Origin of the sequence: Pseudomonas sp. MF7453, assembly GCF_016405455.1 — a bacterium.
Classification (GTDB): Bacteria; Pseudomonadota; Gammaproteobacteria; order Pseudomonadales; family Pseudomonadaceae; genus Aquipseudomonas; species Aquipseudomonas paralactis.
Map to the genome: position 1 here is coordinate 311,048 of NZ_JAEKCN010000006.1, position 22,237 is coordinate 333,284.

Here is a 22,237-nt window from a genome sequence, read left to right on the forward strand (position 1 = left end):
CAGGGGCTTACTTTTTCAGAACCTTGACCAAACCACGGTCGGTGGCCTTGCGGTAACCGTGATAGGCCTCGAAAGTGCCAAACTCGGCGCGCAGATCCTTGTCACCGTCCCAGGTCGCTTTGGCGCGCTCTTCCAGGGGCGCCTCCGGATCCTCTTCGGCGGCAACTGGTGCAACCGGTGGAGTGAGTGCGTTGGGTACCGGCGCAGGGGCCTGGCTGCGGATGTCGGCAAGAGCAGTGGCGCGCTTGGACTTTTCGGCGCCAATCACCTGTGCAGCCGCTTCAGCGCCGCTGGTTTTGCCATCAAACTTGAGACTGGCGATCAGCTCTTCATGCCCGGGCAACGCGGCCGCCTCGACTGCCTTGATGCGATCGCACTCGGCGCGAGCGCCAGCTGCATGTGCGTCATGCTCCAGGCTGGCAAGCAATTCCGCGTGATTCGCGGCCAGATATTCACGGGTGATGGCCGGCTTGTCGGTGGTTGGAGCTGATACGGTGCTGCTGTTTGGTGCGGACATGGATCGATCTCCAGAGGGACTGCCGTTGAATTCGGCGATAAGGTTTTCAAGGGTGGATTCACGGTCGGCCATGCCCAATGCCACGGCATCCGAGCCAATCCGCATGTCGCCCTGGCCGAAGTCCGCCAGGACGGTTTCAACACTGAGGCCGCGATAGTTGGCAACGTCCTCGACAAAGATGTCGGTCAATCGGTCAACGTGCGCCTGTGCAACAGCGCGGCCAGATTCGGTACCGAAGTCAGGCCGCTTTTTCGGACTCTGGCTGCTGACGATCTCGAAACTGCCGTCGTCTTCGCTTTTACGCACCGTCAACACCGTGCCAATGGAGCCAACGGCGCCGGTGCGGCCCATGACAATTTCATGTGCCGCTGCCGCCATCCAATAGCCTGCGCTGGCTGCGTTGCCGGATACGTAGGCCACCACCTGCTTGGGAGAAGCACGGATCATCTGAGCGAACTCAGCGATACCACTGGCAATGCCGCCCGGTGTATCCATCACTAGGATGATGGTGTCTGTTCGCGGATCATCGACGGCGGCGGTGAACTCTTTCGCCAGAACATCCAGTGAGGTCGCACCGGACAACGCCGTAAACAAGTTGGCATAGCGAAACACCGGGCCAGTGACGGGCAACAAGGCAACGTTGCCACGTTGAGTCACTGCACGGCTGTTCTGCAGGGGCTTGCCTTGCCGGGCTTCCAAGGCCTCGGGCCCTTCATGTTCCCGACGGGCAATGGCGGTGATGGTCTGGAGCATGTCCGGAGTGATGGCCCAGGGCTCGCGTGAGACCAGGTCGAACGCCGTCACCCGGTGCACGGGTGCATCGGTTGGGTTGTCGCTCATAGTTAGGTCCGTTCAGGTAGGTCGGGATTGGCCGGCAGCTCATTGTCCGGGCGGGCCGTCGGCGAAGCTGAAAGCCCGTCATCGCGCCGACGCTTCACTTCCAGGGCGCGCTGTTCGTGGTTTTCCTCCCAGTCACTGCCGTCGTAGAGCATGGATTCCTTCGCCAACGTACTGACACCGATATCGATCCGCTTCTCGGCGGCGTTGATATCCTTCAGCGGGTCTACGGTGCCAGGACCATCGCCTACCCACAGCGAACCGCAGTAGGCATAGCGCAGTAGCGGGTGATCGAAAAACCCGGGGGCCTCGATATCACCCTGCGCAATGGCCTCTTCAAGCCAATGCTCGTACACCGGCTGGCAGAAGTGTGAGCCCAGGAAGTCGCGGCAACCGCGAACGAATTGCCACGCCTCCATGACTGCCGCACGCGCGGCGGTGTAGCTGGCCGTGAAGTGCTTGATCAGCACCTCATAGGGCAACTCCAGGGCCATGCCGATCTGGCGCAGCATCGCCAACACGAACGGGTCAAACGCCATGTTCGGCCGACCTGGAGCCGCAGTATCAATTGACGCGCCGTCGTCCAGCTCGGCGACAATGCCGCCGCTGAGCGAACCGTCCCAGCCACCCTGCTCCCGTCCTGCTGGCCGGTCGCCGCCGACGGGCGTGTTGCCGGTAGCAGCAGATGCCAGTGGGCTTAGGCTCCCGCCTGTCCCCGGCTTGATGAATACAGCGAAGAACGCCGACACCACCGCAGCTTCCAACTCGGCATCGGTGTAGCGGTCCAATTGCTTGAGCTTTTCGATCACCGGCGCCAGGTACGGCACACCGCGTGGCTGGCCCACTCGCCGGCGGCGGTACACGTGCAACAGCACCCGACCGCCGCGCTCGTTGAAGAACGGACGCTCATCCCATTCCCGTTCTTTAACGCCCAGCGCACCAGGGTGGCTGCGCAGGATGTGAGCCTTGATCGGAGCGCCGTCGGCGTCACGTTCGATACCAGCGGTGAGGATTTCCGTATCGGCTCTGCCCGACGGGTTGCAGATTCGGTCGGCTTCAATGAGCTGGATACACGCCGAGTAGTGATGACCAGGGCGCTCCTTGTGGGTCAACAGCGGAAACACATCACCGCTACTCAGCACCGAACGCCACGTCAGATCCTGCAAACCATAGAAGTTTTGCTCGCGGGTAATGTCGCAGCAGGTCGTTTCCGCCCAGGACTTGAACAACGATTCAGTCTTGCGCTGCCACTCCCTGGCCTGATCTTCATCCCAGCCAAGGATTTGGCGGTTCACCACGGACTTAAGCGCCAAGCCAGTACCGACCGTTTTAGTCGTCACCGTGCTGATCGCGCCGCCACCGATGGGGTTGTTGCGCTCAAGGTCACGGCATCGCTCGCGAAGCGTGGGCAAGTCGGGTAGCAAGTCAGCCGCTGCACTGCCCGCGGCAGGGTTCCAGGCGCTCAACGAACGCTTGGCCTTCGATGCGCCACTGTAACCGCCCAGCGCGGTCATGGTGAGCCGGGCATGCATGCGCTTGGCACCGCGCTCAGGGCTCAACCAGGTGATGGCCTTGTCAAGCAGTGTGGGTTCTGGGGCTTTCGGTGCGCGGCTCATCGCGGCGTGATCCCACGCAGGACAATCCCCCGTGGCCGGCCGCTTTCCAGGCCATCAACTTGCTTCTGCCAGTAGTCGATCGTTTTGGTGATCTCGGCAAGGTCAGCGTACTCCAGCTGGCGGGTGCCGATCCGGTAGCTTTGCTTCTGGCTGACCTTCATGCTCGCATCGAGCCAGGCTTGGAGCTGGCCCTGCGCTTGTTCCAGGGTGATAGCCATGATTAATTCCTGCGTTGGGAGAGCACGCGCATTGCACTGCGGCGCCCAGAAACAACTCTCCCGCCAGCAGGCGGGAGATCGGGGGGTTCAACGTGTGGCGGTGGTTCCGGGGTCGCTCCCTCGGTATCGGTATCGGGATTGGGCTCGACCTCAGCCCTAACCGGGTCGGGCTGATCAAACAAACCACCCTGGCGGATCTGGGCATCGAGCGCCGCCCAGTCCTGCTCCTGCAGCAGATGAGTTTTCAGGGAGCGGGCGGCGTGCAGCGCGTAGGTTTCACAGTCGGTGCCTTCGTTCGGCTCGCCAGCCTTCTTCTGCCACACCTTGCGATAGTGGTGTCGACGGCTGGGAGCCTTCACTTCGGCGGTGATTTGTCGGAAGTAGTCCGGGCGCACCGTCTTGTAAAAGTGCATCCGACCAGGGCCATCACCCGTCAGCGGCAACCGGCCTTCAATCCACAGATCCTTGGCCCGCGACGTGCCGACGATGTAGGGACGAAGGCCGTACTTGGAGGCCTTCTGCTCTTTGTCGGTATCGACGCCCTGCCGAGGCGCGCTGAAGATCTCCCGACGCTCGTCGTCGCGGGTGTTGCCACGCTCGCTCGCGCCTTTGATCGCCATCACGCCACTACGCTGGTGCTTACGACAGAACGCATAAGCCGCGTCCTGGGTGATGGTGCCGTCAGATGTGTCGAGCGAAGTCGCCAGCACTTTCAACTTGGCGCCGCAGGCGTGAGGAATCGCCGCAAACAGCAGCTTTTCCAGATCCAACCAGACGCCCTGGTCTGGCAGCACCACTTCGCCGTAGATTTCGCCCCAGTAAAGCAACCAGGATTCCTCACCCCGGCCCCAGGCCCGCATCACCACCGCCAGGCGATCGTGCTGCACATCGACACCGGCGGTGACCACGATCCCGCCCATGGGCACGTACATCTCCGGGTAGTCCTCTGCGCGTTCGGCCAGCTTGTCAGCCTCGGGCAAATCAGATTTGTACTCGTAGGCTCGGCCTTGCTTCTGGTTGACGAACTTGATCAGCAGTGACAGGTCGCCCATCGATGCCCGGTGCTCGGCGTTGAGTTTCTCACGCACGATGTCGGCCAGGCTGGTGCCGGGCAAACAGGCATACAGTTCATTCAGCTCAATGAACCCGGCGCGCCCGGCGAAGGGCTTGGTCGGAACCCAACCGCAGTACGGGTCGCCGGCTTCGACCGCGTTGAATACCGTGTTGCGGATGTTCTCTTTGCGCTGGTAGTCGTCCCAGATCTCGCCGCAGTGCGGGCAGCCATAGCCGGCGGTATCAGGATCCGCGCGGCCGTAGATATCATGGGGGGTTGCTTCTTCCTCAATGTCGAGCCACTTGATATGAGCGAAGTCCAGCACATGCGCCTGGCCGCAGGAATGGCAGATAACCGGCAGTACCCGGCAATCGGTCTGTGCAAGGCGCGCCTCGGTCTTGCTCGCGCCCTTGATCGCCGGCGTCCCGCCTACCAGCATCTTGGAGCCGGGATAGCGCTTGCCACGCTCTTCCAGCAGGGCGATCGCATCGCCCTGCCCCTTCACGTCGTCGCTGGTATCGTCCGGTTCCTCTACCACCGACAAGCCCACGGAAGACGTGGATTTGACGTTGCCCGGGGAGTTGGACGCGACCAGTTTGAGGAACCCGCCTGGAAAGGTCTTATGGTCCCAGCGGTTGCCCGATGTGCGGCTGACGTCCACCGGCATGAGCTTCGCCACCTCGGTATTCGCGTTGACGCCGAACTTGAGCTTTTCGTCGTGGAAGTTCTTGCCGTCCTTTTCCTTGGCAAACAGGATCATGATCGGACGCGGCAGGTTGTGGATGAACTTGAACAGATAGCCGATCAGGAACCACGTCCAGCCGATCTGCGCCGCTTTCATCAGGTCAACTTCGCTCACCCGGGGGTCGTCCAAGGCGGCGGCGACACCGAGAAAGTAAGGCGTGTATTGGAAGTCGTAGAGCCCGTGCAGAACACCGCTCTCGGCGGGCAGGTAAAACTCTGTGCTCATGTAATGCGCGGTCGGGATATCACGGGGCGGGTTGAATTTCCCCGCTGCTGCCGACAAGCTCCGCGCCAAGTTTTCGCGCGTAGCCTGCAATTCGCTCGGTTGTAGGTCCAGCAACTTTGGCCACCACTGTTCGATCTACCGTGAGTTTCTGCACGTTCTCGATTTCCTGAATGATTCGTTCAAGGCCGCCCAGGTATTCCCGGTTTGCGAAGCTGGCCCAGTCGGACAGCACCCGCTCAGCCTCACTTGCCGGGATCAGTGATCTCAGTTTTTCGTGATACGCCAACCGTCCATTGGCCGACTTCTGCTGCAGGTCATCGATCCGCGCTCTGTTGAGCTGTTCAAGCTGGCTGCCCCCGCGCCCAGCGGCTTTTCCGCGCAGGTCGCGGATGTAGGCCGTCCGGATCTCATCCAGGCTTGCGGTCTGCCAGTCCAGGTCCAACGCCTTGAGCACATCGCGGGCATTTCGCTCGCTCATGTCCAGGTGATCAGCGACTTCACGTTGGGTTTGCATAATCTTGTCCTATTGCCGACATGGAAGCGGAACCCCCTATGTCAGGTTGAATCTGTGAAAAAGTCGGGGTTCGAATTACCCCGTTGGCCGCGTTGCCCGGAAGGACCCATTTATTTCGGGGCACACATGCCCCTGTCAAGCCGAAAACCTGCCAAATCATTGAAATGTCGCCACTTTTTGAGAAGAAATGCACAAATCGAGCGGGAGGTCAGCCCCTTTCCATCTCCCGAGCCAGGGCACGCCGGAACAGCGGTTCGAACTCGGCCTGGGCCACGCGGTTGGCGACCCCGTAGAAGTCAAAGCGCCGTCGATACGTTGGGCGCTTGACGAAGATCAGGATGGGCCTGGCACCACTGCCGACCCGCTGCCAGATACCGCGAGGGCCTGTGCCGTTACCAGGCCGACCCACGAAGTAGTCCGGTGCATTTCGGTTGCGCCGCTGGCTTCGTTTCGTGCGGTTAGCCATGAAGCCCGACACCCGCTCTGCTGCGCCGAGGGCGGAAAGGATCTGCACGATCTGGCCGCGACTGATGTTCCCATTGCCATCCATTCGCGCGCGCCGCCCTGGCACTGCGTACATGTCCGCTGGCATCAAGCCGTAATGGATCAGCGCTTTCTCGAATCGCTTGTGTGGACGGTTGCCACCATCCATGTGCACCGGCAAGTACTTGGATGCGGGCACACCTGAGCTGGCTTCGTCCTTGACCCATACCCGAGCATACAGCCGGGTGACCGTGGCGCTGCGCTTGAAAATGGAGTTCAGTGTCCAGCGTGTGGGGCGATCAAAAACCCGCGCTAATTCGGCCTTCTCGGCAGCCTGGACGCGCTCAGCCGTGAATGTCAGTGCCTTGGCTGCTGCCGTGGGCACCTTGGACCGGCTGATGCCGCGCATCTCTTTGACGATCTGATCGATGTTGTCACGCATCTCAAGCCGCATCATGGGAGCGATCTCCAACATACAAATTCAACCGACTCGCCACACACGAGCCAGGTTGCCCGAACTCTGACACACCGACCCAACGAACACCGCGAGCAGCACCACCAGCGGCCACGAATTACGCGGCATGATTAACTGGCCCTTGCCGATGTAAACAATCACCGCACCGGATGCCACCATCACCATCCAGGCAAGGCAGCTCATGTCGCGACGGAAGCGTGCGCCACGGCGCCGGAAGGTGAACAAGCGAACGAACAACGCCACGCACAACCAGAACGTGGCCTGGGTCAGTACTGCCTGAATCACGTGACTATCCATCCTGCCTCCCTTGCGGCTCGGCATCGAGACCGCGTCGCTTGATGATGGCGAGTGCAACCGTGACAACCAGTACCGACGCACCGAACGCAGCCGGGCCGGAGTGCTTGAACGGTCGAATGCCCCACAACTCCAGCTCGCCGAGGCTCGGGGCAAACAGATAACCCATGACAAAGGACACGAGCAGGAACACCACTCGCTTCCACACCGGCAACTCTTCAGTGGTGGTGAAGAACACCAGGGCACCAGCAAGCGCGCCTATCACGGCAAGTGCATCAATGCCGGTGAACAATCCCGTTACAGCAGCACCGGCTCCACCGGCCACGACAACTGTTGCAGCCGTGCTTGCTGGCTCGCCCATGCTGATACTCCATTGCAGACACCCATCGGGCAGAAAATAAAAACCCCGCACGAGGCGGGGTTGAGGAACCGGTCTAGGGGAACCGGGTGAAGCTGCACAGCACGTGCGAGGTCAGCGCCGAGGCGCAAATTCCATATCGTGGGGACTTTTTACCCCTTGAGTACGGAACCGAAAAGGGGGCAATTTCGGTTAATTCGCTCGACGCAACTTTGACGCAACTTTGAGAACACTTTGAGTCTGTCCGGCCCGACGAACGGCCAGTTGTTTTCGAACCTCTGCCCGACGGGTCAGCGCTTGAAGCAACCGCAGGTGCAAAGCGTGCACCTGATCGTAATACGTCTGACGGGCCGTCGATGAAAAGCCCGCCAAATGCATCTGCATAAGCCAGCTTGGTGTCGGATCACTCCCATACCGAACAACCGCCAGCCGGGCCAGCGCCTCGCCACGTTTGCCCTGCCGCTCAATTTCAGACAACCCAGCAGTGACCTCTTGAGCAATACCATCAGGGCCAGCACCAGCACCAAGGATAATGCGCGGACCAGGCGTGCCACGGGGAGCGCAGCCACCCCACTCCATGATCGTAGCCATGGGGCTTCCCATTCCACCGCCCATCCCGTTATTTAGCCATTGCTCGGCCCAGTGCTTCAACAGAGTTTCCATTTCTTCGATCATCGCCCCGCTCCCCCGCTCAAAACCCAACCGACACAAAAAACACCATACCCAACACAAACCCAACACAGCTAAAAGCCTTTAAATTCAACAGCTTTAAAACATCTGTGTTGAGTGTGTTGGGTGTGTTGGGTTTAACGGTCCTCGCATAAGAAAAAAATCGTGCTACCAGGGATTGAAATAATGTCACCCATGCGCGTGCGCGACGCCAAACCCAACACACCCAACACACAAGCCGGAAAGCCGCAAAATAGAAGGCTTGAAATTGTGTGGGGTATCGAAAACCAACCCAACACACACCCAACACACCCAACACACCCAACACACTTTTAGTCGGATTCATGCTGCCGCCGCCTTGATGTGGTCCCAGTTGTCGACGTTCCAGCCCGCCAGGCGTGCCGCTGCCCGCCAAGCAACCACCGCCTTGCCCAGGTCGGCCGACCTGAGTGATGGGGGCTGGGAAGCCTGGTCATCACGCGGGAAGAAGAACGCCCCGAACTTGCGATTGCTGCCGTCGGTCCAGGGGATGGCGCGGGTCTTATCCACCTCGGAGCTGATGAACAACGAGAACTTCGTCTGACTCATCACATGCTCTTTGTTGCGGTGGCACCACTCCAGGAACATCGCGTAAAGGTCTGTCGATAAGCAGGCGCCCCACATATCGCGCCCAAGTTCGCCGTATTGCCAGAGGAACAGGAAAGTCTGCCAACTGGCCCGACTCAACGCCACCAATCGCTCACGCGCATCAGTGCTGGGTGGCCTGGTGCGCTGGTCGAAATCGCCGAGGTCAATGGACAACAACCACGCATACAGAGCCGCTACACCGCCGTTCTCCAATTCCCGGCCTACCGCCTTTTGGCGATCTACTGGCAACGTTTCCATGGGCCAAAGTACCAGCATTCGGCGGTCGCTTGGCGCAATCGGCCACGGCATAATCTCGTTGCTCAGGAACGCGGCGTTCATGTGGTTGGCTTCTTCCCAACCGTTGATAAACTTCGATTCCATACGCACCGTCTTGCCGGTCACCAAGTGCTTGATCTTACCCACCTGGTTGTAACGTTGGTCTCGGCTGACCACTTCCTCAAACACCGCCCACAGCTTTCGGCTCTGCCAGGCGTTGAAGTTGCTTTCCAGCTGGGTCTGGCCGACCGTGGCAGCGTATTGCCCGTACAACAAGCCGAAGGCATCAGCGAACAGCAGGCTTTTACCTGAGCCCTCCATGGTGGAGTGAGCCAGCACCGCCGTATCCATTTTTGCACCAAGGTGCTGCAAGGGATACGCGAGCCACTTCACCAGCCAATCGTTCGACGACTTATCGTGGTTGCACAGGAAAGAGATCAACCACCGCAGGTTCTCGCACGCCGCGTCATCGCGGCTCGGTTCCATGGGCAGTCCGTCGAAGGTATTGATATAGACGTTCGGATCTTTGGTCATTGTCGGGTCGAACACAATGTTCTCCACGTCAACCACGCGGCGATCCGGGCTGTTCAACCACATGCCGTACATGTCGCCGAGAGCCATCTTGACCGCGCCCTCTGGAACACGGCGCTTCTTCTCTCGGTCCCAAACATCTTTGGTGCCGTCGATATAGACATAGCGCTCAATCGGCTCAAGGTTCAGCGCCCCACCCTTCTTGCCCGCCATCTTGCGGGCCTGCTCGATCTCTTTGACCTTATCGTCCGAGATCAGCTTTTTCTGGGTGTCATCCATCCACTGTTTCGCCAGGGGCTTACCGACACGGGCCTCAAACGCGGTTTTCTTCATCGCCCGCGCCTTATCGAGGTCCCACACCTGGGTGGTGCCCTCGACGAGCACGTATCGCCGGAGTACCTGCTCATATGTCAGCTCTTCCCCCGCGCCCCCGTCAGCAGCCGGAGCGGCCTCGCCATTCGGCAAGCCAGAGTCCTGCCCGACTGCATCCGCAGATGGGCCCGGGGGAAGATCGTGCGGATCTGGCCGCGTTGAATGCTGCATGCCCAACATCCGGGCGGCGTCCTTCACTGCCTTCGACTGGTCACCATCGTGGTCCAACAGACAAAACACTTCAAAAGCATCGTTTTGGTGACCGTTGGCAAGCGGATCGGCACCGTGGTGGGAGTAGACCTTGCGGTCAGTGACAGTCACACCTGGTAGCCCGGTGCTGCTGTGTGGATACAGCCATTTGTTACCGCGCTTGATGTAGTCGTGGGCGCGCAACAGCTCTTCCACATCGTGGCACCGGTTGAACTCATCAATTACCGAGGGTTTGCCATCGGCAGCTGGAGCGCGCTTGACAGGTGTCGCGGCGGGCTTCTTTGGCTTTGGCGCCCATGGACACGCCGCTTCGGCGTTGCGCTTGAAGACGTCCCAATTCTGCCAAATGTTCAGCAGCTCATTGGTTAGGACCGGCAGGCCATCCGCTGCATTCGGCGGCGTGCGCCAGGTGTACGGCTTACCGGTGCCAGGATGGATTGATGGAGGGAATACGTCCTGCACCAGGCCCGCCCGTAGCTCAAACACAGTGAACCGCTTGTATTCGTCGGCCTCGGCTTTTGCAGCCGCCTCACCAGCGGTGTCCCCCTGCTCTTTCGCCGCCTTCGCCCGAGCCAGCAGCCCCTTGTGAATCGACCCATCGGGGTCGTTCTCATTGGGCCAGGAAAGCGAGTGGCGCGTCAGCTCCATGTCATCCGGCATTTTAAACAGCACGCGGAACCGCAATGGGTTACCCACGATGGTCGGATAGACCAGCGCCATTGCATCTAAATCGAGGCCCATCTGGTCGAACAGCACAAACCGCGTCCACTGCACATCGTCAACGTCCAACGAGCAAACGCGACTTGGCCCGAGCACTACGCCCAGGTTGTGGTTGGGATTACGTTGCCAGAATGCTTCGGCGGCGGCCGGGTCGGTGATGTAACCGCCTGGCTTGTTCCACCCCATGCCCTTGGGCGCCTTTTCGCCTGGGTCAATCGGGACCAGTGCAAGGTTAAAGGTTTCGATGTAGCGGCGCGCCCAGGACGATATCGCTGTGCTGGTAGGTTGCTCACTCATCGCCGCCGCTCCCGCAACCCCTGACAACTGACGCAGGTCGCACAACCCTGGATCGTCTGCTGACGAAGTAACGGGATAGGCTCGTCGCAGTCCTCACAGAACTGGGCGCTGACGGCGCTTGTTGGGCGCTGACGGCGATCAAGGGCGACCTGTAGAAAGTACTCGGCCTGATCGTTGGCAATATCAATGATGTCAGTCATTCTGGCGGGCCTCCATTGCTTGCCTGGCCCCAGCCATAATGCCCAGCACCGCGCGGATCACATCGGCGCCGTGCTTCTCCAGGCATTCAACTTCATGCGGTTCCCAGATGTTGTCGGCAGCACCTTCATGCATGCTGGAAACAAACAGGCCCGTCCGGTGCAAAACCTTGCTGACGGCCAGCAAGGCTTCCTTGGTAGGCGCCGCGGCTTCCGGCTTGTACCAGACCATACCGGCAGGTCGCATCAGAGCATCGAGTAACAAGGGATTTGCCGTCAGCCGTATCAGCTCTTCCAGCTCATCAGGATCAAGCCAGCGCTGTTCAAAGTCATGTTTGACCTTCTTTTGTAAGCTGTCGTATTCCATCACCATATCGAGCGCCAGGGCGGTGACACCGCCGCGGTAATCATGCGCCGCACGATAGATTGCCTTGCGAAGTGAAAGAACCGGCGCAATGGCCGGTGACTGTTCTGTTCGACTCATAACCGTAAATACTCCGTTTACGGTCTAGCCATAGAAACAGGCACGCCCTATCCTACGACCACGACCGATGTGCATGTGCTGTGTATCGTCGTAGCCGGGCTAGGGGATCTTTGGTGAGAGGCCCTAGCCCGGCGCCTTTTATGCGCGTTTCAGTCGTGCAAGCTCGACTTCTTGCGTATAAAAATTCTCAATTGCCTTACCCAATTCGTATCGAACGTCCGCGCCATTGACAGCCCGGAATATGGTTGGCTGCGTGGTGCCTATCTGGACAGCAATACCTCGCTGGGTATGACCTCGACTCAGAAGCTCTTTCAGCATTTCTTGGATATTCATCGTGGCTGCCAATGCGTTTATTCGTTTCGAATCATACGCACACGTATACACCCATGCAATAGAATACGGTCGTGTATTTTTAACCAGGGTTCACACATGCTTCGCAAACGAATAGCCGACCGAATGACCGAGCTTGGCCTATCGCAAACGGAACTCGGGCGCCTTTCTGGCGTGCCACAACCGACCATTCATCGCATAATGTCGGGCGAGTCGCAGAGCCCTCGACAGCAGAACATCGAGAAGATCGCCAGAGCATTATCCGTCACCGCAACTTGGCTGTGGACCGGCAGGCAAGACTCTGCACCTGTGCCGAAAGAGGCGATTAACGTTAGCGATAATTTTCCAGCCATCGCCGCCAAACGCACGCCCAGCAAGCCCGCCAAGGTACGAACCAAGCTAGAAATAAAAGTTGTTGACGATGCAGGTACAAAAACTTTCACATCGCTTGAGCAAGAAAAGCAGCTAGCCCAAGCTATACAAGGATTCATCCAGCAATACGTTTGCGAGATCTACGACGATCAGCCAGATCTCATTGAGACGCTGAGTACCTATCGCCTCTCCGAACTGAAACTGCTGTTCATCGGCCCCCCAAAATAAGTCTTACACAATCTTTTCACCACTGGATATTAGGGTCTATCAAGGCTCCCCCCACCTTATCCGCAAAGCGCACCACCTCCCTCCTATCGAAAGAAACAACGTCCAGCCATCCCGAAACGTATATTTTATTCGCCAACGTATTGACCCAACCAAAACGTATGTATAGTCTCGCTCGTACTCCTCTCACCAAAGAGTACGACCCATGCACACAACACAGCACAGCAACACCCGCTGCCCGGTCTACCTTCACCCGGCAGTAGCAACCAGCCCCGACGCTGTAGAACGCATCCAGCGCCGCACTGGCCTTCTGGTCATTGTCAATCTGGGGCGCGCTACCATCGCTCCAGCCCCCGCAGCCGTCGCCAGCGATGACCAAGGACCATGGGGAGGCGACGCAGCATGAAGCCTCTTCTGATTGGCCTCACTGGCCGCGCCCGCTCCGGCAAGTCGACCGCCGCCGAGCACCTGGTAGGCACTTACCTGCTGGAGCACTACGCGTTCGCTGATCCGCTCCGCGATGGCCTTATGGCGATCTTCAACCTCGACCCTACCGACTTCGAAGGAGACCGCAAGGAGCAACCACTAGCTTGGCTAGACCGCTCACCGCGCCAACTGATGCAGTCGATGGGCACTGAGTGGGCACGCAACACTGTGCACCCAGATGTCTGGGTGAAGCTCGGCGAACAAAACCTCGACTACATGAACAAGGCATTGGGCGCGGTGCTGGGATTCGTCATCAGCGATGTGCGCTTCGAAAACGAAGCAGAGTTGATTCGACGCCGCGGCGGCACAGTCATCCATATATCCCGGTCCGACGCCAAAGCCGTGAACCCACACATCAGCGAGGCCGGTGTAGCCGTTCGCCAGGACGATCTGATCCTGCGTAACAACGGCACGGTGGACGAGTTCCTGCGTTCGCTGGACGCAGCGTTCCTGATGATCCGCGAGCGCCACCAACGCGCCGAACAGCTCTTAGCCTGAGGCCGCAGCCATGAACCGCACCCTGGATCAAACCGCCGCTTTGCTCGGGCTCAAGCCTCGCGCCTTCCGCACCAGGTTGCGGGAACTCGGCGTGTTGAATACATCCGGCGGCCTTGCCAGCGCCCACCGTGAGCGTGGCTACCTGTTTTCCGACCCACGCAGCCGCTGGAATCCGGCACTCCGTAACTACACCCATTATTGCGTGGTGATGGTCAAGGAAGCGGGTATTGAGTGGATCGCCAAAAAACTGGAAATCACCATCACCAAGAAGGACGCCGCAGCATGAAGCCCACCGCCATCAACTCCGCTGTAGGTGCCCTGAAATTGGTGCCGATGTACCTCAACCACCCAACAGTGATCAGCCGGTCCACGCTGATTGGCGCCTCTGCCGAAGCTGTCGCACTGCTGGAGGCATTGCCCTGCGTGTCGGTGGAACTTGCCGAAGTGTTCCGCTGCGTTGACGCCGTGATCGCCGACGGCCAAGTCGCCTACGTGACGCCGGTCAAGTGTCCGGAATACCCCTACGGCGCTGTAGTGGCCGACGCCAAGGGCAATGTTCTGGCAGCGGCCAAGGGCAAGAGCAAAGAAGGTCTTGCCGAACTGATCCGGCTCAAGCTGGTGCCCCGAAAGGAGGGGCATGGGGAGGAATCCGCGTGACCACCACCGTGGAACAACTCCGGCGCCAGTTCGCCACGCCTTGTCCAAGTTTGACCGCCGTGCGTGAGCAGTACTTCACGCACATCCGCACCGACCGCCACCTGCTGAACGAAATCAAGGCAGGCCGGATCGCGCTGGTGGTCAAGCGCCTGCACTGCTCAGTACGCGCCAAGCCTGTCGTTTATCTGCACGACCTGGCCGACTACCTCGACGCCCAAGCGACGAAGCAAGCGGCCTGATTCAAACGGTAGCCCCTGCCGCCCAGGGGCAAACAGCAACTCACCAATGAGGCACAGCACATGAAACCCACTGATACCGCAGAGTTTATTAGCGAATTGAATGCCGGCATCTTCGCCAACCAAATCGGCCACGCACTCTCAGAAGTCGCGGCGGGCGTGGTCGACAACAAGAAGGTCGGCACTGTCACGCTCACCTTCACCTTGAAACAGATCGCCGACAGCAGTCAGGTGACCGTCAATCACAAGCTCGCCTACAAGGTACCGACCAAGCGCGGCAGTCGCAGCGAAGACACCACCCTCGACACGCCTATGCACGTCGGATCTGGCGGCTGCCTCACGCTGTTCCCTGAGACACCTCACTCCGATCAATTGTTCTCCCGCGACGATGCACCGATTCACGCCAAGTCGTAACGCCTCACCATTCCATACCTCTCACCAAAACAGGAAATAGATCCAATGGAAGCCAAAGCAATTCAGATGATCCAAGACACCGCCCTGCTGGCCCACGCCAAAACGCTGGACACCTTCACGCCGGTGCTGGCCCTGCCGTCCGACGTCAAACTGCATAGCATCGAGAAGTTCCAGTCACACCGCAGCCGTTTCCGTGGCGCACTGAACACTCATTCGCTCAAAGACTTCGCCGACTACGTAGTCGCTGCAAAAGGCCCAGCTGCTGTGGGCTTTGTAGATGGCGAAGCCATGGCCTGCACGGTGTACTTCAACCTCGGTGACGCTGAAAACCCTGGGCACGGCGACTACAACGCGACACTGGGCCTGAAAAAGACTGCTGCGTTTCTCGCACTTGAACATGCCGCACAACGCCAGCACGCCCAGAAGGATCTCAGTGACTGGATCGAAGACTGGGCACCGAACCTTAAAGCCCTGGACGCCGACGACAAAGAAATCGACCTGCGCAAAGCAGCCGGAGCGATTCGCTCCATCAGCATCGAGCAAGCGCGCAAGAGCGAGCACGTAGTCGGCGACATGAGCGCGTCCCGTTCAGCTATGGATCAGATCGAGGCCAAGTCGTCCGAAGGTCTGCCGGCTGAATTCCTGTTCACCATAGCCCCTTACGAAGGGCTGATCGCACGCACCATCCGCTTGCGTGTAGCCGTGCTGACTGGAGGCGATAAGCCCGCGCTGCGCCTGCGCTGGATCGGTGAAGCCCAGCTGCGCGAAGACCTGGCGCAAGAGTTCAAAAACGTCGTTCAACAGGAAGTCGGCGGGTCCGCAACCTTGACCATCGGCTCTTTCAACCTGGGTTAACCACCTGCAACACCCCGTCGCCGTCCTCTCACCAAAACTGTCCGGCGGCGGGCTCTAACGAGGCACACAGCACATGCAAACCGAAACCACCATCATCGTCATTGGCTTGTTAATCGGCTGGCTCGCAACTGCGCTCTACCTGATCAAGGCCAGCCAGAAAGCTTATGCCCGCGGCCTTGCAAATGGCTTAAATGGCTTAAATGGCTTAAATGGCTTAAATGGCCAAAATGAACTGCATGATCAAGAGGTTCAAGCCTTGAGGCATGACCTCCGGAACCAAATCAAACTCCGCCACGCCGCTCAAGCTCGAGCTCAATCAGTCTGCACTTTTGCAGATCATGAACTGCTGACCAACGTAGGCACGACGCTGCGTCTCGCAGTGGAAACATGGCAAGCATTCCCCGGCACCGAAACAATGGTCAGCAAAGCAACCAAACAGCAGCGGGACCTCATTGCCTTCGCCGCGAAAATGTGGGTGTCAGCCTACCCAACTCAAGCAGTGGCGGAGGACGCAGCATGAAAACAATGTGCATCTACCACGGCAATTGCGCTGACGGCTTCGGCGCTGCATGGGTTGTTCGAAAGGCGCTCGGCAGCAATGTCGAATTTGTGCCAGGCGTTTACGGTCAAGAGCCACCAGACGTTACCGGGAAAGACGTTGTCATCGTCGATTTCAGTTACAAGTACGACGTGCTATCGACGCTTGCCCGCTCGGCCAACACCATCATCGTGCTCGACCACCACAAAAGCGCTGCCGATGACCTGGTGCGCTTTGAGCAATTCCACGCTGGCATTGAAGAGGATGCCTACCAGGATGGCGGCCCCCAACTGCTCGGCTGGAAAACAGCACACGAGTTTGCCCGCACGCATAATTGCCCGGCAATTGCTTGCTGTTTTGATATGAACCGCAGCGGCGCGATGCTCGCTTGGGACCACCACTTCCCCGACCAAGAGCCGCCACAACTACTGCGCCATATCGAGGACCGGGACTTGTGGCTCTTCAAGCTGGATGGTACCCGAGAGATTCAAGCAAACCTCTTTAGCTACCCGTACGACTTCGAAGTCTGGGACCAACTGATGGCTGCCGACGTCCAGTCCCTTCGCTCAGATGGCGCGGCAATCGAACGCAAACATCATAAGGATGTGGCCGAGCTGCTGGCCGTCACGAAACGTCGCCTGATGATCGCTGGTTACGACGTGCCAGCCGCAAGCTTGCCATACACACTAACAAGTGATGCCGGCGCCCTGATGGCGCAGGGCGAGCCGTTCGCCGCCTGTTATTGGGATACACCGACTGGTCGCTCGTTTAGTCTTCGTAGCACAGATGAAGGCATGGACGTATCGAAGATTGCCGGCCAGTACGGCGGCGGCGGACACCGCAATGCAGCAGGTTTTCGCGTTCCGTTTGACCATGAGCTTGCCGGAGCAAATCCCAGTGAACTGCGCGGTCAATCGGGAGGCGCACAATGACCTGGATACTCACCCACAGCGGCCAACAGTTCGACCTGCTGCGGCCAACCGCTGCGATGATCAAGCCGGCGGATATTGCCCATGCCCTGTCGCGTCTCTGCCGATTCAACGGCCACACCCGCGCGCACTACAGCGTGGCCCAGCACAGTCTGATCGTTGCAAGCTTGGTGCCGACCGAGCACCAGCTGGTGGCGCTGCTGCATGACGCGACCGAGGCATACATCGGCGACATGACACGACCACTCAAGGCAGTGATGCCTGAATATCAATACGTCGAACATGAGATCTGGCTCGCAGTGTGCGAGCGGTTCGACATCCAGCCAGATCGGCCTGGCTGCGTAAAACAGGCCGATATGGTTGCCCTTGCTACCGAGCGCCGCGACCTGATGCCAGCGCACTCCGGCGAGTGGGAGTGCCTGCGCGGCGTCCAACCGATGAAGGAGACCATCGTCCCTTTTTCAGCGGAATCCGCATCAATGATGTTCTTCTCGCAGCTAATGGCCCTGATGCAGAGCAATCACCGCCGGAGGTTATCGGCATGACCGCCTTCCAGTCGCAACTATCGCCAGATTGTGCGGGCACTACCCACCTACGCTCACGTAGATTCAAGCGAGCCATCAAGGCCGAAAGCGAAGTTTTCAACCCCACCCCGATCACCAGCGCAATCCACACTCAGTTCGGGCTCAACTTGGTGGGCGGAATTCGCGTTGATTTATTCGCCGGCGGCGGCGGCGCAACCATGGGCCAAGAGATGGCAACCGGCATGCCGGTAGATATCGCTATCAACCATGACCCCGATGCCATCAGCATGCACAAGCGCAATCACCCGAGCGCCGAGCACTACATCACCGATGTCTATGAGGTGTGCCCGCACAAGGCGACGCGGGGTCGACCTGTGCTGCACCTGCACGCCAGTCCCGAATGTACCCACCACAGTCTTGCTGCCGGCGGCCAACCTCGCAGTACTACCAGCCGCTCGCTGTCCTGGGTGGTCATCAAATGGGCGGGCCAGGTGCGACCGCAAATGATCACCATGGAGAACGTGATGCAGGTACTCCAGTGGGGGCCGCTGATCGCCAAGCGCTGCCCGACAACAGGTCGGGTCATATGCCGTGACCTGCGCGTTGCCGATGTCGGCGAACGGGTACCAGTGCAAGACCAGTACCTGGTCCCGGATCCTAAACGCAAAGGCCAAACATGGCGCCGGTTCGAATCGATACTGCGCAGCATGGGCTATGACCTGCGTCACGGAAAGTTGAAAGCCAGTGACTTCGGCGCCGGCACTCTACGCGAGCGCCTCTACCTAGTGGCTCGCTGCGACGGCAAGCCACTTCAATGGCCAGAGCCAACCCACACGAAAGCACCAGCAAAGGGTCAGAAGCCGCAGCTTACCGCCGCCAGTAGCATTGACTGGTCCATCCCCTGCCCCAGCATCTTTCTCGACAAGGAAGAAGGCCGGGCCGCGGGTGTCCGGCGGCCGCTAGTTAACAAGACCATGGAGCGCCTGCGCAAGGGTGCGAAGCGCTATGTCATTGATCACGCAGATCCGTTTATCGTGAGCGTCAACCACTCAGGCAGCGATGACTCACGCGTTCACTCGGTCGACCTTCCAACGAAAACCATCACCGGCTCCCACGGTTTCGCACTAGTCACCCCAAGGCTTGCTCCCTTCATCACCGAGCACGCAAACGGCAGCAGCCTACGCAACATGCCGGGCGACTCACCGCTGCGCGCCATATGCGCCAATGTCAAAGGCGGACACTTCGCGTTGACCGTAGCCTACCTGGCTCAACACAACGGCGGCTACAACGTCACGCCAGGGCACCACCCAACCGAGCCCATGACAGCGATCACTACCAGCGGCAGTCAACAGAATGTCGTCACCGCCCACTTATGCACGCTGCGCAAAAACTGCGTCGGCCAGCCGATGGATGGACTGGTGCCGACGATCACCGCCGGCGCAGAACATCACGCCCTCGTCGAATACACCCTCGCACCGGAATACCAGGCGGAGGCAATGCGCGTCGCAGCATTCCTGATGGGCTATTACGGCACCGACAACATCTACGATCTGCGCGATCCAACGGCGACCATCACAACCCGGGATCGCCTGGCACTCGTAACCGTCACGATCAAGGGCACCCCTTATGTGATCGTCGATATCGGCATGCGCATGCTCACCCCACGCGAGTTGTATCGCGCCCAAGGTTTCCCCGACAACTACGTCATCGACGTGGGACACGACGGTCGCAAGTTCACTAAACGCGCCCAGGTGCGCATGGTTGGTAACTCAGTGTCGCCTCAACCTATGGCCGCGCTGATTCGGGCAAACATGAGCGAGACCGTCACCGAACAATTGGAGGCAGCATGAGCAACCCGCTGAAGTCCGCCGCACTCGCCGCCGGCGGAATTGAATGGAGCTGGTGGACCAGTAACTCGATGCTGCGCCTGACCAGCAATCTAGGCCGTGGACTACGTGACGGTGACGTGCTGAGCGCCGTAAAGAGCATAGATGGCACGCCATTGCTGTCTATCGCTAAGCCCTACCGCGACTTCATTGAGGCCGCTACGCCTGCCGCCATCTTGGCCCTGATCGCCGATAACGAACGCCTACAGGGGCTAAAGCCAGATTTCCCGCCGCGCCCGCCTGAAGGTGTAGGACTTCCTCGATACGGGCTGCGGTGGAACGGCCCAGCAACACCGCTCGCCGTTCGAATGGAGGATGGCTACTGGACGCCCTGGCATCTGGCTGAACAGATCATAAATGCATCAGGATCGGAGGCATGATGATGGAATTTCAAAGCGAAACCCTGGCCGACGAAGAGTTAGCCACCATCACCGGCTATCAGATGCCCTACAAGCAAATCCAATGGTTAATCGAGAACCATTGGGAGCATGTTCTCACCGGCGCCCGGCGACCAATCGTCGGCCGGGTGTACGCCCGAATGAAGTTGGCGGGTGTCACCCCCTCCGCTGTAAATCCCGCGGCTGAGACCTGGACGCTAGACCTGGCGAATGTGAGCTGATCAATGCGCCAGAAAACCACATCAAACCGTGACTTGCCTCCGCGCATGCTCCGACGAAGCCACAAGCGTAAGAGTGGAAAAACTTGGATCAGTTACTACTACAACGGCAGGGATGCCGAGGGTAAGCGCAAGGAAATCCCACTGGGAAGTGATCTTGACCAGGCTAAATTGGAATGGGCAAGGCTGGAGCGTCGAGCGGCACCGAAGCCCAGCCACTTGCTGGGCTATTTGTTTGACAGATATGTGAAAGAGATCATCCCGACCAAGGGTTTACGCACCCAGGACGACAACATGAAGGAACTCAAACAGCTCAGGAAGGCATTTGAGCAAGCCCCCATTGATTCAATCACGCCCCAGGTAGTCGCGCAGTATCGGGACGCCAGGACCGCAAAGGTCAGGGCCAACCGGGAAATCGCGCTGCTGTCGCACATGTTCACAATTGCCCGCGAGTGGGGCCTGACCAACAACGCAAACCCTTGCTTCGGTGTGCGCCGCAACAAGGAGACCCCACGGGATTATTACGCGGGCGATATCGTATGGAATGCCGTGTACGACTCAGCCGTTCAGGAACTCAAGGACGCTATGAAACTGGCCTACTTGACGGGACAGCGCCCCGCCGACGTCTTGAAAGTGGCAACCACTGATTTGGTCGACGGGTTCCTGATGGTCAAACAGGGGAAGACAGCCAAGAAGCTACGCCTGCGGCTGGAAGACGAAGGTGTTCAATCGGGGTTGTGCGCGTTTATCAATGACCTACAGGAACGCCGGGCCCTCAACGGCATCAAAACATCGAGGCTGATCACCAACACATCCGGCCTTCGGATGAGCCAACAGATGCTGCGCAATCGCTGGGATGAAGCCCGCGAGAAAGCGGCCATCAAGGCCGGCGCTGACGGCGACTCGGCATTGGCAGTGCTGATCCGCCAGTTTCAGTTCAAGGACATTCGCCCCAAAGCGGCCAGCGAGATCGAGCTGGCACACGCTAGCCGGTTGCTTGGACACTCCACCGAAGAGATGACCAAAAGAGTCTATCGACGTGTGGGCGAGATTGTAAAACCCACGAAATAACCCGCCATTACCCCACGCCATCAGACGAAATCCGCCCCCCCAAACACGCGCCAAAACGCCGGGGGTTGCGGAACGCATGTCAAAAGTTGCGGAACGGTTACTAAATCGCAGGCATTAAAAAACCCCGTAGACCATTGATCTACGGGGCTTTAAGAGTGGAGGCCGAGGTCGGAATCGAACCGGCGTAGGCGGATTTGCAATCCGCTGCATAACCATTTTGCTACTCGGCCTCAAACGATCAATGCCCTTGCCGCTGACATTCACCGCATACAAACTTGAGTGGGCTACGTTAAGCCGCCTCTACTCTAACTCATTGAATACATTGAAGTTTTTAATGCTTCATTGCGTTCGATGGGCGCCATTATGTACTCATTTGCCTATGCCTGCAACCCCTTGATTTCAAAAAATATTCTGCCCTGGCATCAAGGGGTGCGGGCCTGCCCTATTCCTTGAGAGTGTGGAGCTGGTAGTTCGGATCGGCCTTGATCTGGGCGTCGGTGAATGGCAACGGGCGTAGTTTTTTCTCGGAGAAGGCTTGGGTCTGGTCCTTTGAGTGCTCGGACGCCGGGTTAGTGGATTCGGAAAACGCCAGTAAGCCGACGGCGTTGGGGCCGTTGTTGTCGAAGGTGACGATTTGCAGGTAGCTGGTGCCGCTGACGACCTCGCGCTTGCCATCGGCACGGGGCACGGTTTGCATGGCGTTGTAGATACCCAGTTCTTGCGGGCCGCCGTGGATGGGGGTCTGGCCGCTGACCTGGATGTCCCCCCAACGACTCACGCCGAGTTTGTTGACGTCTGCGCTGGAGGCCACCATGGCTTCACGCAGGGCGGCGGCCACCGGCGCGCGATCGATGGCGAGGCCGCGGGGGGTGGTCAGGGGG

The 22,237-nt window shown here is 59.1% G+C and carries 27 protein-coding genes and 1 tRNA gene; 14 read left to right on the top strand and 14 right to left on the bottom strand.

Annotation, left to right across the window (positions count from 1 at the left end):
* Nucleotides 1-7 precede the first annotated feature (7 nt).
* From JFT63_RS12195 to JFT63_RS12250, 12 genes are all read right to left on the bottom strand, one after another.
* The gene (locus JFT63_RS12195; protein ID WP_198844038.1) at nucleotides 8-1,357 is read right to left on the bottom strand and encodes a S49 family peptidase; all 1,350 of its coding nucleotides are present in this window, start codon (nucleotides 1,355-1,357) and stop codon (nucleotides 8-10) included.
* A gap of 2 nt (nucleotides 1,358-1,359) precedes the next feature.
* Nucleotides 1,360-2,970 carry a phage portal protein gene (locus tag JFT63_RS12200; protein ID WP_198844039.1) on the bottom strand — a complete coding sequence of 537 codons (1,611 nt, stop codon included), beginning with the start codon at nucleotides 2,968-2,970 and terminating at the stop codon, nucleotides 1,360-1,362.
* Nucleotides 2,967-3,188 (bottom strand): DUF6148 family protein, encoded by a 222-nt coding sequence (locus JFT63_RS12205; RefSeq protein ID WP_032892955.1) that lies wholly within the window; start codon nucleotides 3,186-3,188, stop codon nucleotides 2,967-2,969. The genes JFT63_RS12200 and JFT63_RS12205 overlap by 4 nt, the downstream gene beginning before the upstream one ends.
* Before the next feature lie 2 nt (nucleotides 3,189-3,190).
* The gene (locus JFT63_RS12210; RefSeq protein WP_198844040.1) at nucleotides 3,191-5,212 is read right to left on the bottom strand and encodes a phage terminase large subunit family protein; all 2,022 of its coding nucleotides are present in this window, start codon (nucleotides 5,210-5,212) and stop codon (nucleotides 3,191-3,193) included.
* Between the two features lie 19 nt (nucleotides 5,213-5,231).
* Entirely contained in the window at nucleotides 5,232-5,726 is a 495-nt protein-coding gene (locus JFT63_RS12215; RefSeq protein WP_032892956.1) for a hypothetical protein, read from the bottom strand.
* Nucleotides 5,727-5,934: 208 nt separating this feature from the next.
* Nucleotides 5,935-6,666, bottom strand: a complete 732-nt coding sequence (locus JFT63_RS12220; protein ID WP_198844041.1) for a hypothetical protein — start codon at nucleotides 6,664-6,666, stop codon at nucleotides 5,935-5,937.
* A gap of 24 nt (nucleotides 6,667-6,690) precedes the next feature.
* On the bottom strand, nucleotides 6,691-6,981 hold the full coding sequence (locus JFT63_RS12225; RefSeq protein WP_106118200.1) for a phage holin family protein: 291 nt from the start codon (nucleotides 6,979-6,981) through the stop codon (nucleotides 6,691-6,693).
* Nucleotides 6,974-7,339, bottom strand: a complete 366-nt coding sequence (locus tag JFT63_RS12230; RefSeq protein WP_057023995.1) for a putative holin — start codon at nucleotides 7,337-7,339, stop codon at nucleotides 6,974-6,976. The genes JFT63_RS12225 and JFT63_RS12230 overlap by 8 nt, the downstream gene beginning before the upstream one ends.
* 189 nt (nucleotides 7,340-7,528) lie before the next feature.
* Nucleotides 7,529-8,011 (bottom strand): hypothetical protein, encoded by a 483-nt coding sequence (locus tag JFT63_RS12235; protein WP_198844042.1) that lies wholly within the window; start codon nucleotides 8,009-8,011, stop codon nucleotides 7,529-7,531.
* 336 nt (nucleotides 8,012-8,347) lie between these two features.
* Nucleotides 8,348-11,038: a bifunctional DNA primase/polymerase gene (locus JFT63_RS12240; protein ID WP_198844043.1), complete on the bottom strand. Its 2,691-nt coding sequence runs from the start codon at nucleotides 11,036-11,038 to the stop codon at nucleotides 8,348-8,350.
* Nucleotides 11,035-11,238: a TraR/DksA C4-type zinc finger protein gene (locus JFT63_RS12245; protein ID WP_057012601.1), complete on the bottom strand. Its 204-nt coding sequence runs from the start codon at nucleotides 11,236-11,238 to the stop codon at nucleotides 11,035-11,037. The genes JFT63_RS12240 and JFT63_RS12245 overlap by 4 nt, the downstream gene beginning before the upstream one ends.
* Entirely contained in the window at nucleotides 11,231-11,719 is a 489-nt protein-coding gene (locus JFT63_RS12250) for a phage regulatory CII family protein (protein ID WP_057023999.1), read from the bottom strand. The genes JFT63_RS12245 and JFT63_RS12250 overlap by 8 nt, the downstream gene beginning before the upstream one ends.
* A gap of 429 nt (nucleotides 11,720-12,148) precedes the next feature.
* Between JFT63_RS12250 and JFT63_RS12255 the strand changes: the two genes are divergently transcribed.
* From JFT63_RS12255 to JFT63_RS12320, 14 genes are all read left to right on the top strand, one after another.
* Nucleotides 12,149-12,649, top strand: a complete 501-nt coding sequence (locus tag JFT63_RS12255) for a helix-turn-helix domain-containing protein (RefSeq protein ID WP_198844044.1) — start codon at nucleotides 12,149-12,151, stop codon at nucleotides 12,647-12,649.
* 399 nt (nucleotides 12,650-13,048) lie between these two features.
* Nucleotides 13,049-13,630 (top strand): deoxynucleotide monophosphate kinase family protein, encoded by a 582-nt coding sequence (locus JFT63_RS12260; protein WP_198844045.1) that lies wholly within the window; start codon nucleotides 13,049-13,051, stop codon nucleotides 13,628-13,630.
* Nucleotides 13,631-13,640: 10 nt separating this feature from the next.
* Nucleotides 13,641-13,916: a hypothetical protein gene (locus JFT63_RS12265; RefSeq protein ID WP_198844046.1), complete on the top strand. Its 276-nt coding sequence runs from the start codon at nucleotides 13,641-13,643 to the stop codon at nucleotides 13,914-13,916.
* Nucleotides 13,913-14,287 carry a hypothetical protein gene (locus tag JFT63_RS12270; protein ID WP_057012608.1) on the top strand — a complete coding sequence of 125 codons (375 nt, stop codon included), beginning with the start codon at nucleotides 13,913-13,915 and terminating at the stop codon, nucleotides 14,285-14,287. The genes JFT63_RS12265 and JFT63_RS12270 overlap by 4 nt, the downstream gene beginning before the upstream one ends.
* Complete coding sequence (locus tag JFT63_RS12275) at nucleotides 14,284-14,526, top strand: pyocin activator PrtN family protein (protein ID WP_198844047.1); 243 nt, start codon at nucleotides 14,284-14,286, stop codon at nucleotides 14,524-14,526. Before JFT63_RS12270 ends, JFT63_RS12275 begins: the two co-directional genes overlap by 4 nt.
* Before the next feature lie 60 nt (nucleotides 14,527-14,586).
* A complete protein-coding gene (locus JFT63_RS12280; protein ID WP_198844048.1) occupies nucleotides 14,587-14,937 on the top strand; it encodes a hypothetical protein in 351 nt (116 codons plus the stop codon).
* Between the two features lie 45 nt (nucleotides 14,938-14,982).
* Complete coding sequence (locus tag JFT63_RS12285; RefSeq protein WP_198844049.1) at nucleotides 14,983-15,792, top strand: DUF2303 family protein; 810 nt, start codon at nucleotides 14,983-14,985, stop codon at nucleotides 15,790-15,792.
* 73 nt (nucleotides 15,793-15,865) lie between these two features.
* The gene (locus tag JFT63_RS12290; RefSeq protein WP_198844050.1) at nucleotides 15,866-16,312 is read left to right on the top strand and encodes a hypothetical protein; all 447 of its coding nucleotides are present in this window, start codon (nucleotides 15,866-15,868) and stop codon (nucleotides 16,310-16,312) included.
* On the top strand, nucleotides 16,309-17,262 hold the full coding sequence (locus JFT63_RS12295; RefSeq protein ID WP_233102291.1) for a phosphohydrolase: 954 nt from the start codon (nucleotides 16,309-16,311) through the stop codon (nucleotides 17,260-17,262). Before JFT63_RS12290 ends, JFT63_RS12295 begins: the two co-directional genes overlap by 4 nt.
* Nucleotides 17,259-17,804 carry a phosphohydrolase gene (locus tag JFT63_RS12300; RefSeq protein WP_198844051.1) on the top strand — a complete coding sequence of 182 codons (546 nt, stop codon included), beginning with the start codon at nucleotides 17,259-17,261 and terminating at the stop codon, nucleotides 17,802-17,804. The genes JFT63_RS12295 and JFT63_RS12300 overlap by 4 nt, the downstream gene beginning before the upstream one ends.
* Entirely contained in the window at nucleotides 17,801-19,633 is a 1,833-nt protein-coding gene (locus JFT63_RS12305; protein WP_198844052.1) for a DNA cytosine methyltransferase, read from the top strand. Before JFT63_RS12300 ends, JFT63_RS12305 begins: the two co-directional genes overlap by 4 nt.
* Nucleotides 19,630-20,049, top strand: a complete 420-nt coding sequence (locus JFT63_RS12310; protein ID WP_198844053.1) for a hypothetical protein — start codon at nucleotides 19,630-19,632, stop codon at nucleotides 20,047-20,049. Before JFT63_RS12305 ends, JFT63_RS12310 begins: the two co-directional genes overlap by 4 nt.
* 2 nt (nucleotides 20,050-20,051) lie before the next feature.
* Entirely contained in the window at nucleotides 20,052-20,288 is a 237-nt protein-coding gene (locus JFT63_RS12315; protein ID WP_198844061.1) for a DUF4224 domain-containing protein, read from the top strand.
* A gap of 3 nt (nucleotides 20,289-20,291) precedes the next feature.
* Nucleotides 20,292-21,356 (top strand): tyrosine-type recombinase/integrase, encoded by a 1,065-nt coding sequence (locus tag JFT63_RS12320; protein ID WP_198844054.1) that lies wholly within the window; start codon nucleotides 20,292-20,294, stop codon nucleotides 21,354-21,356.
* Nucleotides 21,357-21,512: 156 nt separating this feature from the next.
* Here the strand turns inward: JFT63_RS12320 and JFT63_RS12325 are convergent.
* Together JFT63_RS12325 and JFT63_RS12330 are read right to left on the bottom strand one after the other, a co-directional pair.
* A tRNA-Cys gene (locus JFT63_RS12325) sits at nucleotides 21,513-21,586 on the bottom strand.
* Between the two features lie 212 nt (nucleotides 21,587-21,798).
* The coding region (locus tag JFT63_RS12330; RefSeq protein WP_198844055.1) for a penicillin acylase family protein at nucleotides 21,799-22,237 on the bottom strand (439 nt) is incomplete at its 5' end.

Bases quoted from the DNA above. Each gene is read 5' to 3' on its own strand.
- JFT63_RS12220 (WP_198844041.1), bottom strand. From the start codon at position 6,666: ATGATGCGGCTTGAGATGCGTGACAACATCGATCAGATCGTCAAAGAG.
- JFT63_RS12200 (WP_198844039.1), bottom strand. From the start codon at position 2,970: ATGAGCCGCGCACCGAAAGCCCCAGAACCCACACTGCTTGACAAGGCC.
- JFT63_RS12195 (WP_198844038.1), bottom strand. From the start codon at position 1,357: ATGAGCGACAACCCAACCGATGCACCCGTGCACCGGGTGACGGCGTTC.
- JFT63_RS12215 (WP_032892956.1), bottom strand. From the start codon at position 5,726: ATGCAAACCCAACGTGAAGTCGCTGATCACCTGGACATGAGCGAGCGA.
- JFT63_RS12250 (WP_057023999.1), bottom strand. From the start codon at position 11,719: ATGAGTCGAACAGAACAGTCACCGGCCATTGCGCCGGTTCTTTCACTT.
- JFT63_RS12210 (WP_198844040.1), bottom strand. From the start codon at position 5,212: ATGAGCACAGAGTTTTACCTGCCCGCCGAGAGCGGTGTTCTGCACGGG.
- JFT63_RS12290 (WP_198844050.1), top strand. From the start codon at position 15,866: ATGCAAACCGAAACCACCATCATCGTCATTGGCTTGTTAATCGGCTGG.
- JFT63_RS12310 (WP_198844053.1), top strand. From the start codon at position 19,630: ATGAGCAACCCGCTGAAGTCCGCCGCACTCGCCGCCGGCGGAATTGAA.
- JFT63_RS12285 (WP_198844049.1), top strand. From the start codon at position 14,983: ATGGAAGCCAAAGCAATTCAGATGATCCAAGACACCGCCCTGCTGGCC.
- JFT63_RS12225 (WP_106118200.1), bottom strand. From the start codon at position 6,981: ATGGATAGTCACGTGATTCAGGCAGTACTGACCCAGGCCACGTTCTGG.
- JFT63_RS12305 (WP_198844052.1), top strand. From the start codon at position 17,801: ATGACCGCCTTCCAGTCGCAACTATCGCCAGATTGTGCGGGCACTACC.
- JFT63_RS12235 (WP_198844042.1), bottom strand. From the start codon at position 8,011: ATGATCGAAGAAATGGAAACTCTGTTGAAGCACTGGGCCGAGCAATGG.
- JFT63_RS12240 (WP_198844043.1), bottom strand. From the start codon at position 11,038: ATGAGTGAGCAACCTACCAGCACAGCGATATCGTCCTGGGCGCGCCGC.
- JFT63_RS12315 (WP_198844061.1), top strand. From the start codon at position 20,052: ATGGAATTTCAAAGCGAAACCCTGGCCGACGAAGAGTTAGCCACCATC.
- JFT63_RS12320 (WP_198844054.1), top strand. From the start codon at position 20,292: ATGCGCCAGAAAACCACATCAAACCGTGACTTGCCTCCGCGCATGCTC.
- JFT63_RS12300 (WP_198844051.1), top strand. From the start codon at position 17,259: ATGACCTGGATACTCACCCACAGCGGCCAACAGTTCGACCTGCTGCGG.
- JFT63_RS12205 (WP_032892955.1), bottom strand. From the start codon at position 3,188: ATGGCTATCACCCTGGAACAAGCGCAGGGCCAGCTCCAAGCCTGGCTC.
- JFT63_RS12295 (WP_233102291.1), top strand. From the start codon at position 16,309: ATGAAAACAATGTGCATCTACCACGGCAATTGCGCTGACGGCTTCGGC.
- JFT63_RS12270 (WP_057012608.1), top strand. From the start codon at position 13,913: ATGAAGCCCACCGCCATCAACTCCGCTGTAGGTGCCCTGAAATTGGTG.
- JFT63_RS12280 (WP_198844048.1), top strand. From the start codon at position 14,587: ATGAAACCCACTGATACCGCAGAGTTTATTAGCGAATTGAATGCCGGC.
- JFT63_RS12260 (WP_198844045.1), top strand. From the start codon at position 13,049: ATGAAGCCTCTTCTGATTGGCCTCACTGGCCGCGCCCGCTCCGGCAAG.
- JFT63_RS12245 (WP_057012601.1), bottom strand. From the start codon at position 11,238: ATGACTGACATCATTGATATTGCCAACGATCAGGCCGAGTACTTTCTA.
- JFT63_RS12265 (WP_198844046.1), top strand. From the start codon at position 13,641: ATGAACCGCACCCTGGATCAAACCGCCGCTTTGCTCGGGCTCAAGCCT.
- JFT63_RS12255 (WP_198844044.1), top strand. From the start codon at position 12,149: ATGCTTCGCAAACGAATAGCCGACCGAATGACCGAGCTTGGCCTATCG.
- JFT63_RS12230 (WP_057023995.1), bottom strand. From the start codon at position 7,339: ATGGGCGAGCCAGCAAGCACGGCTGCAACAGTTGTCGTGGCCGGTGGA.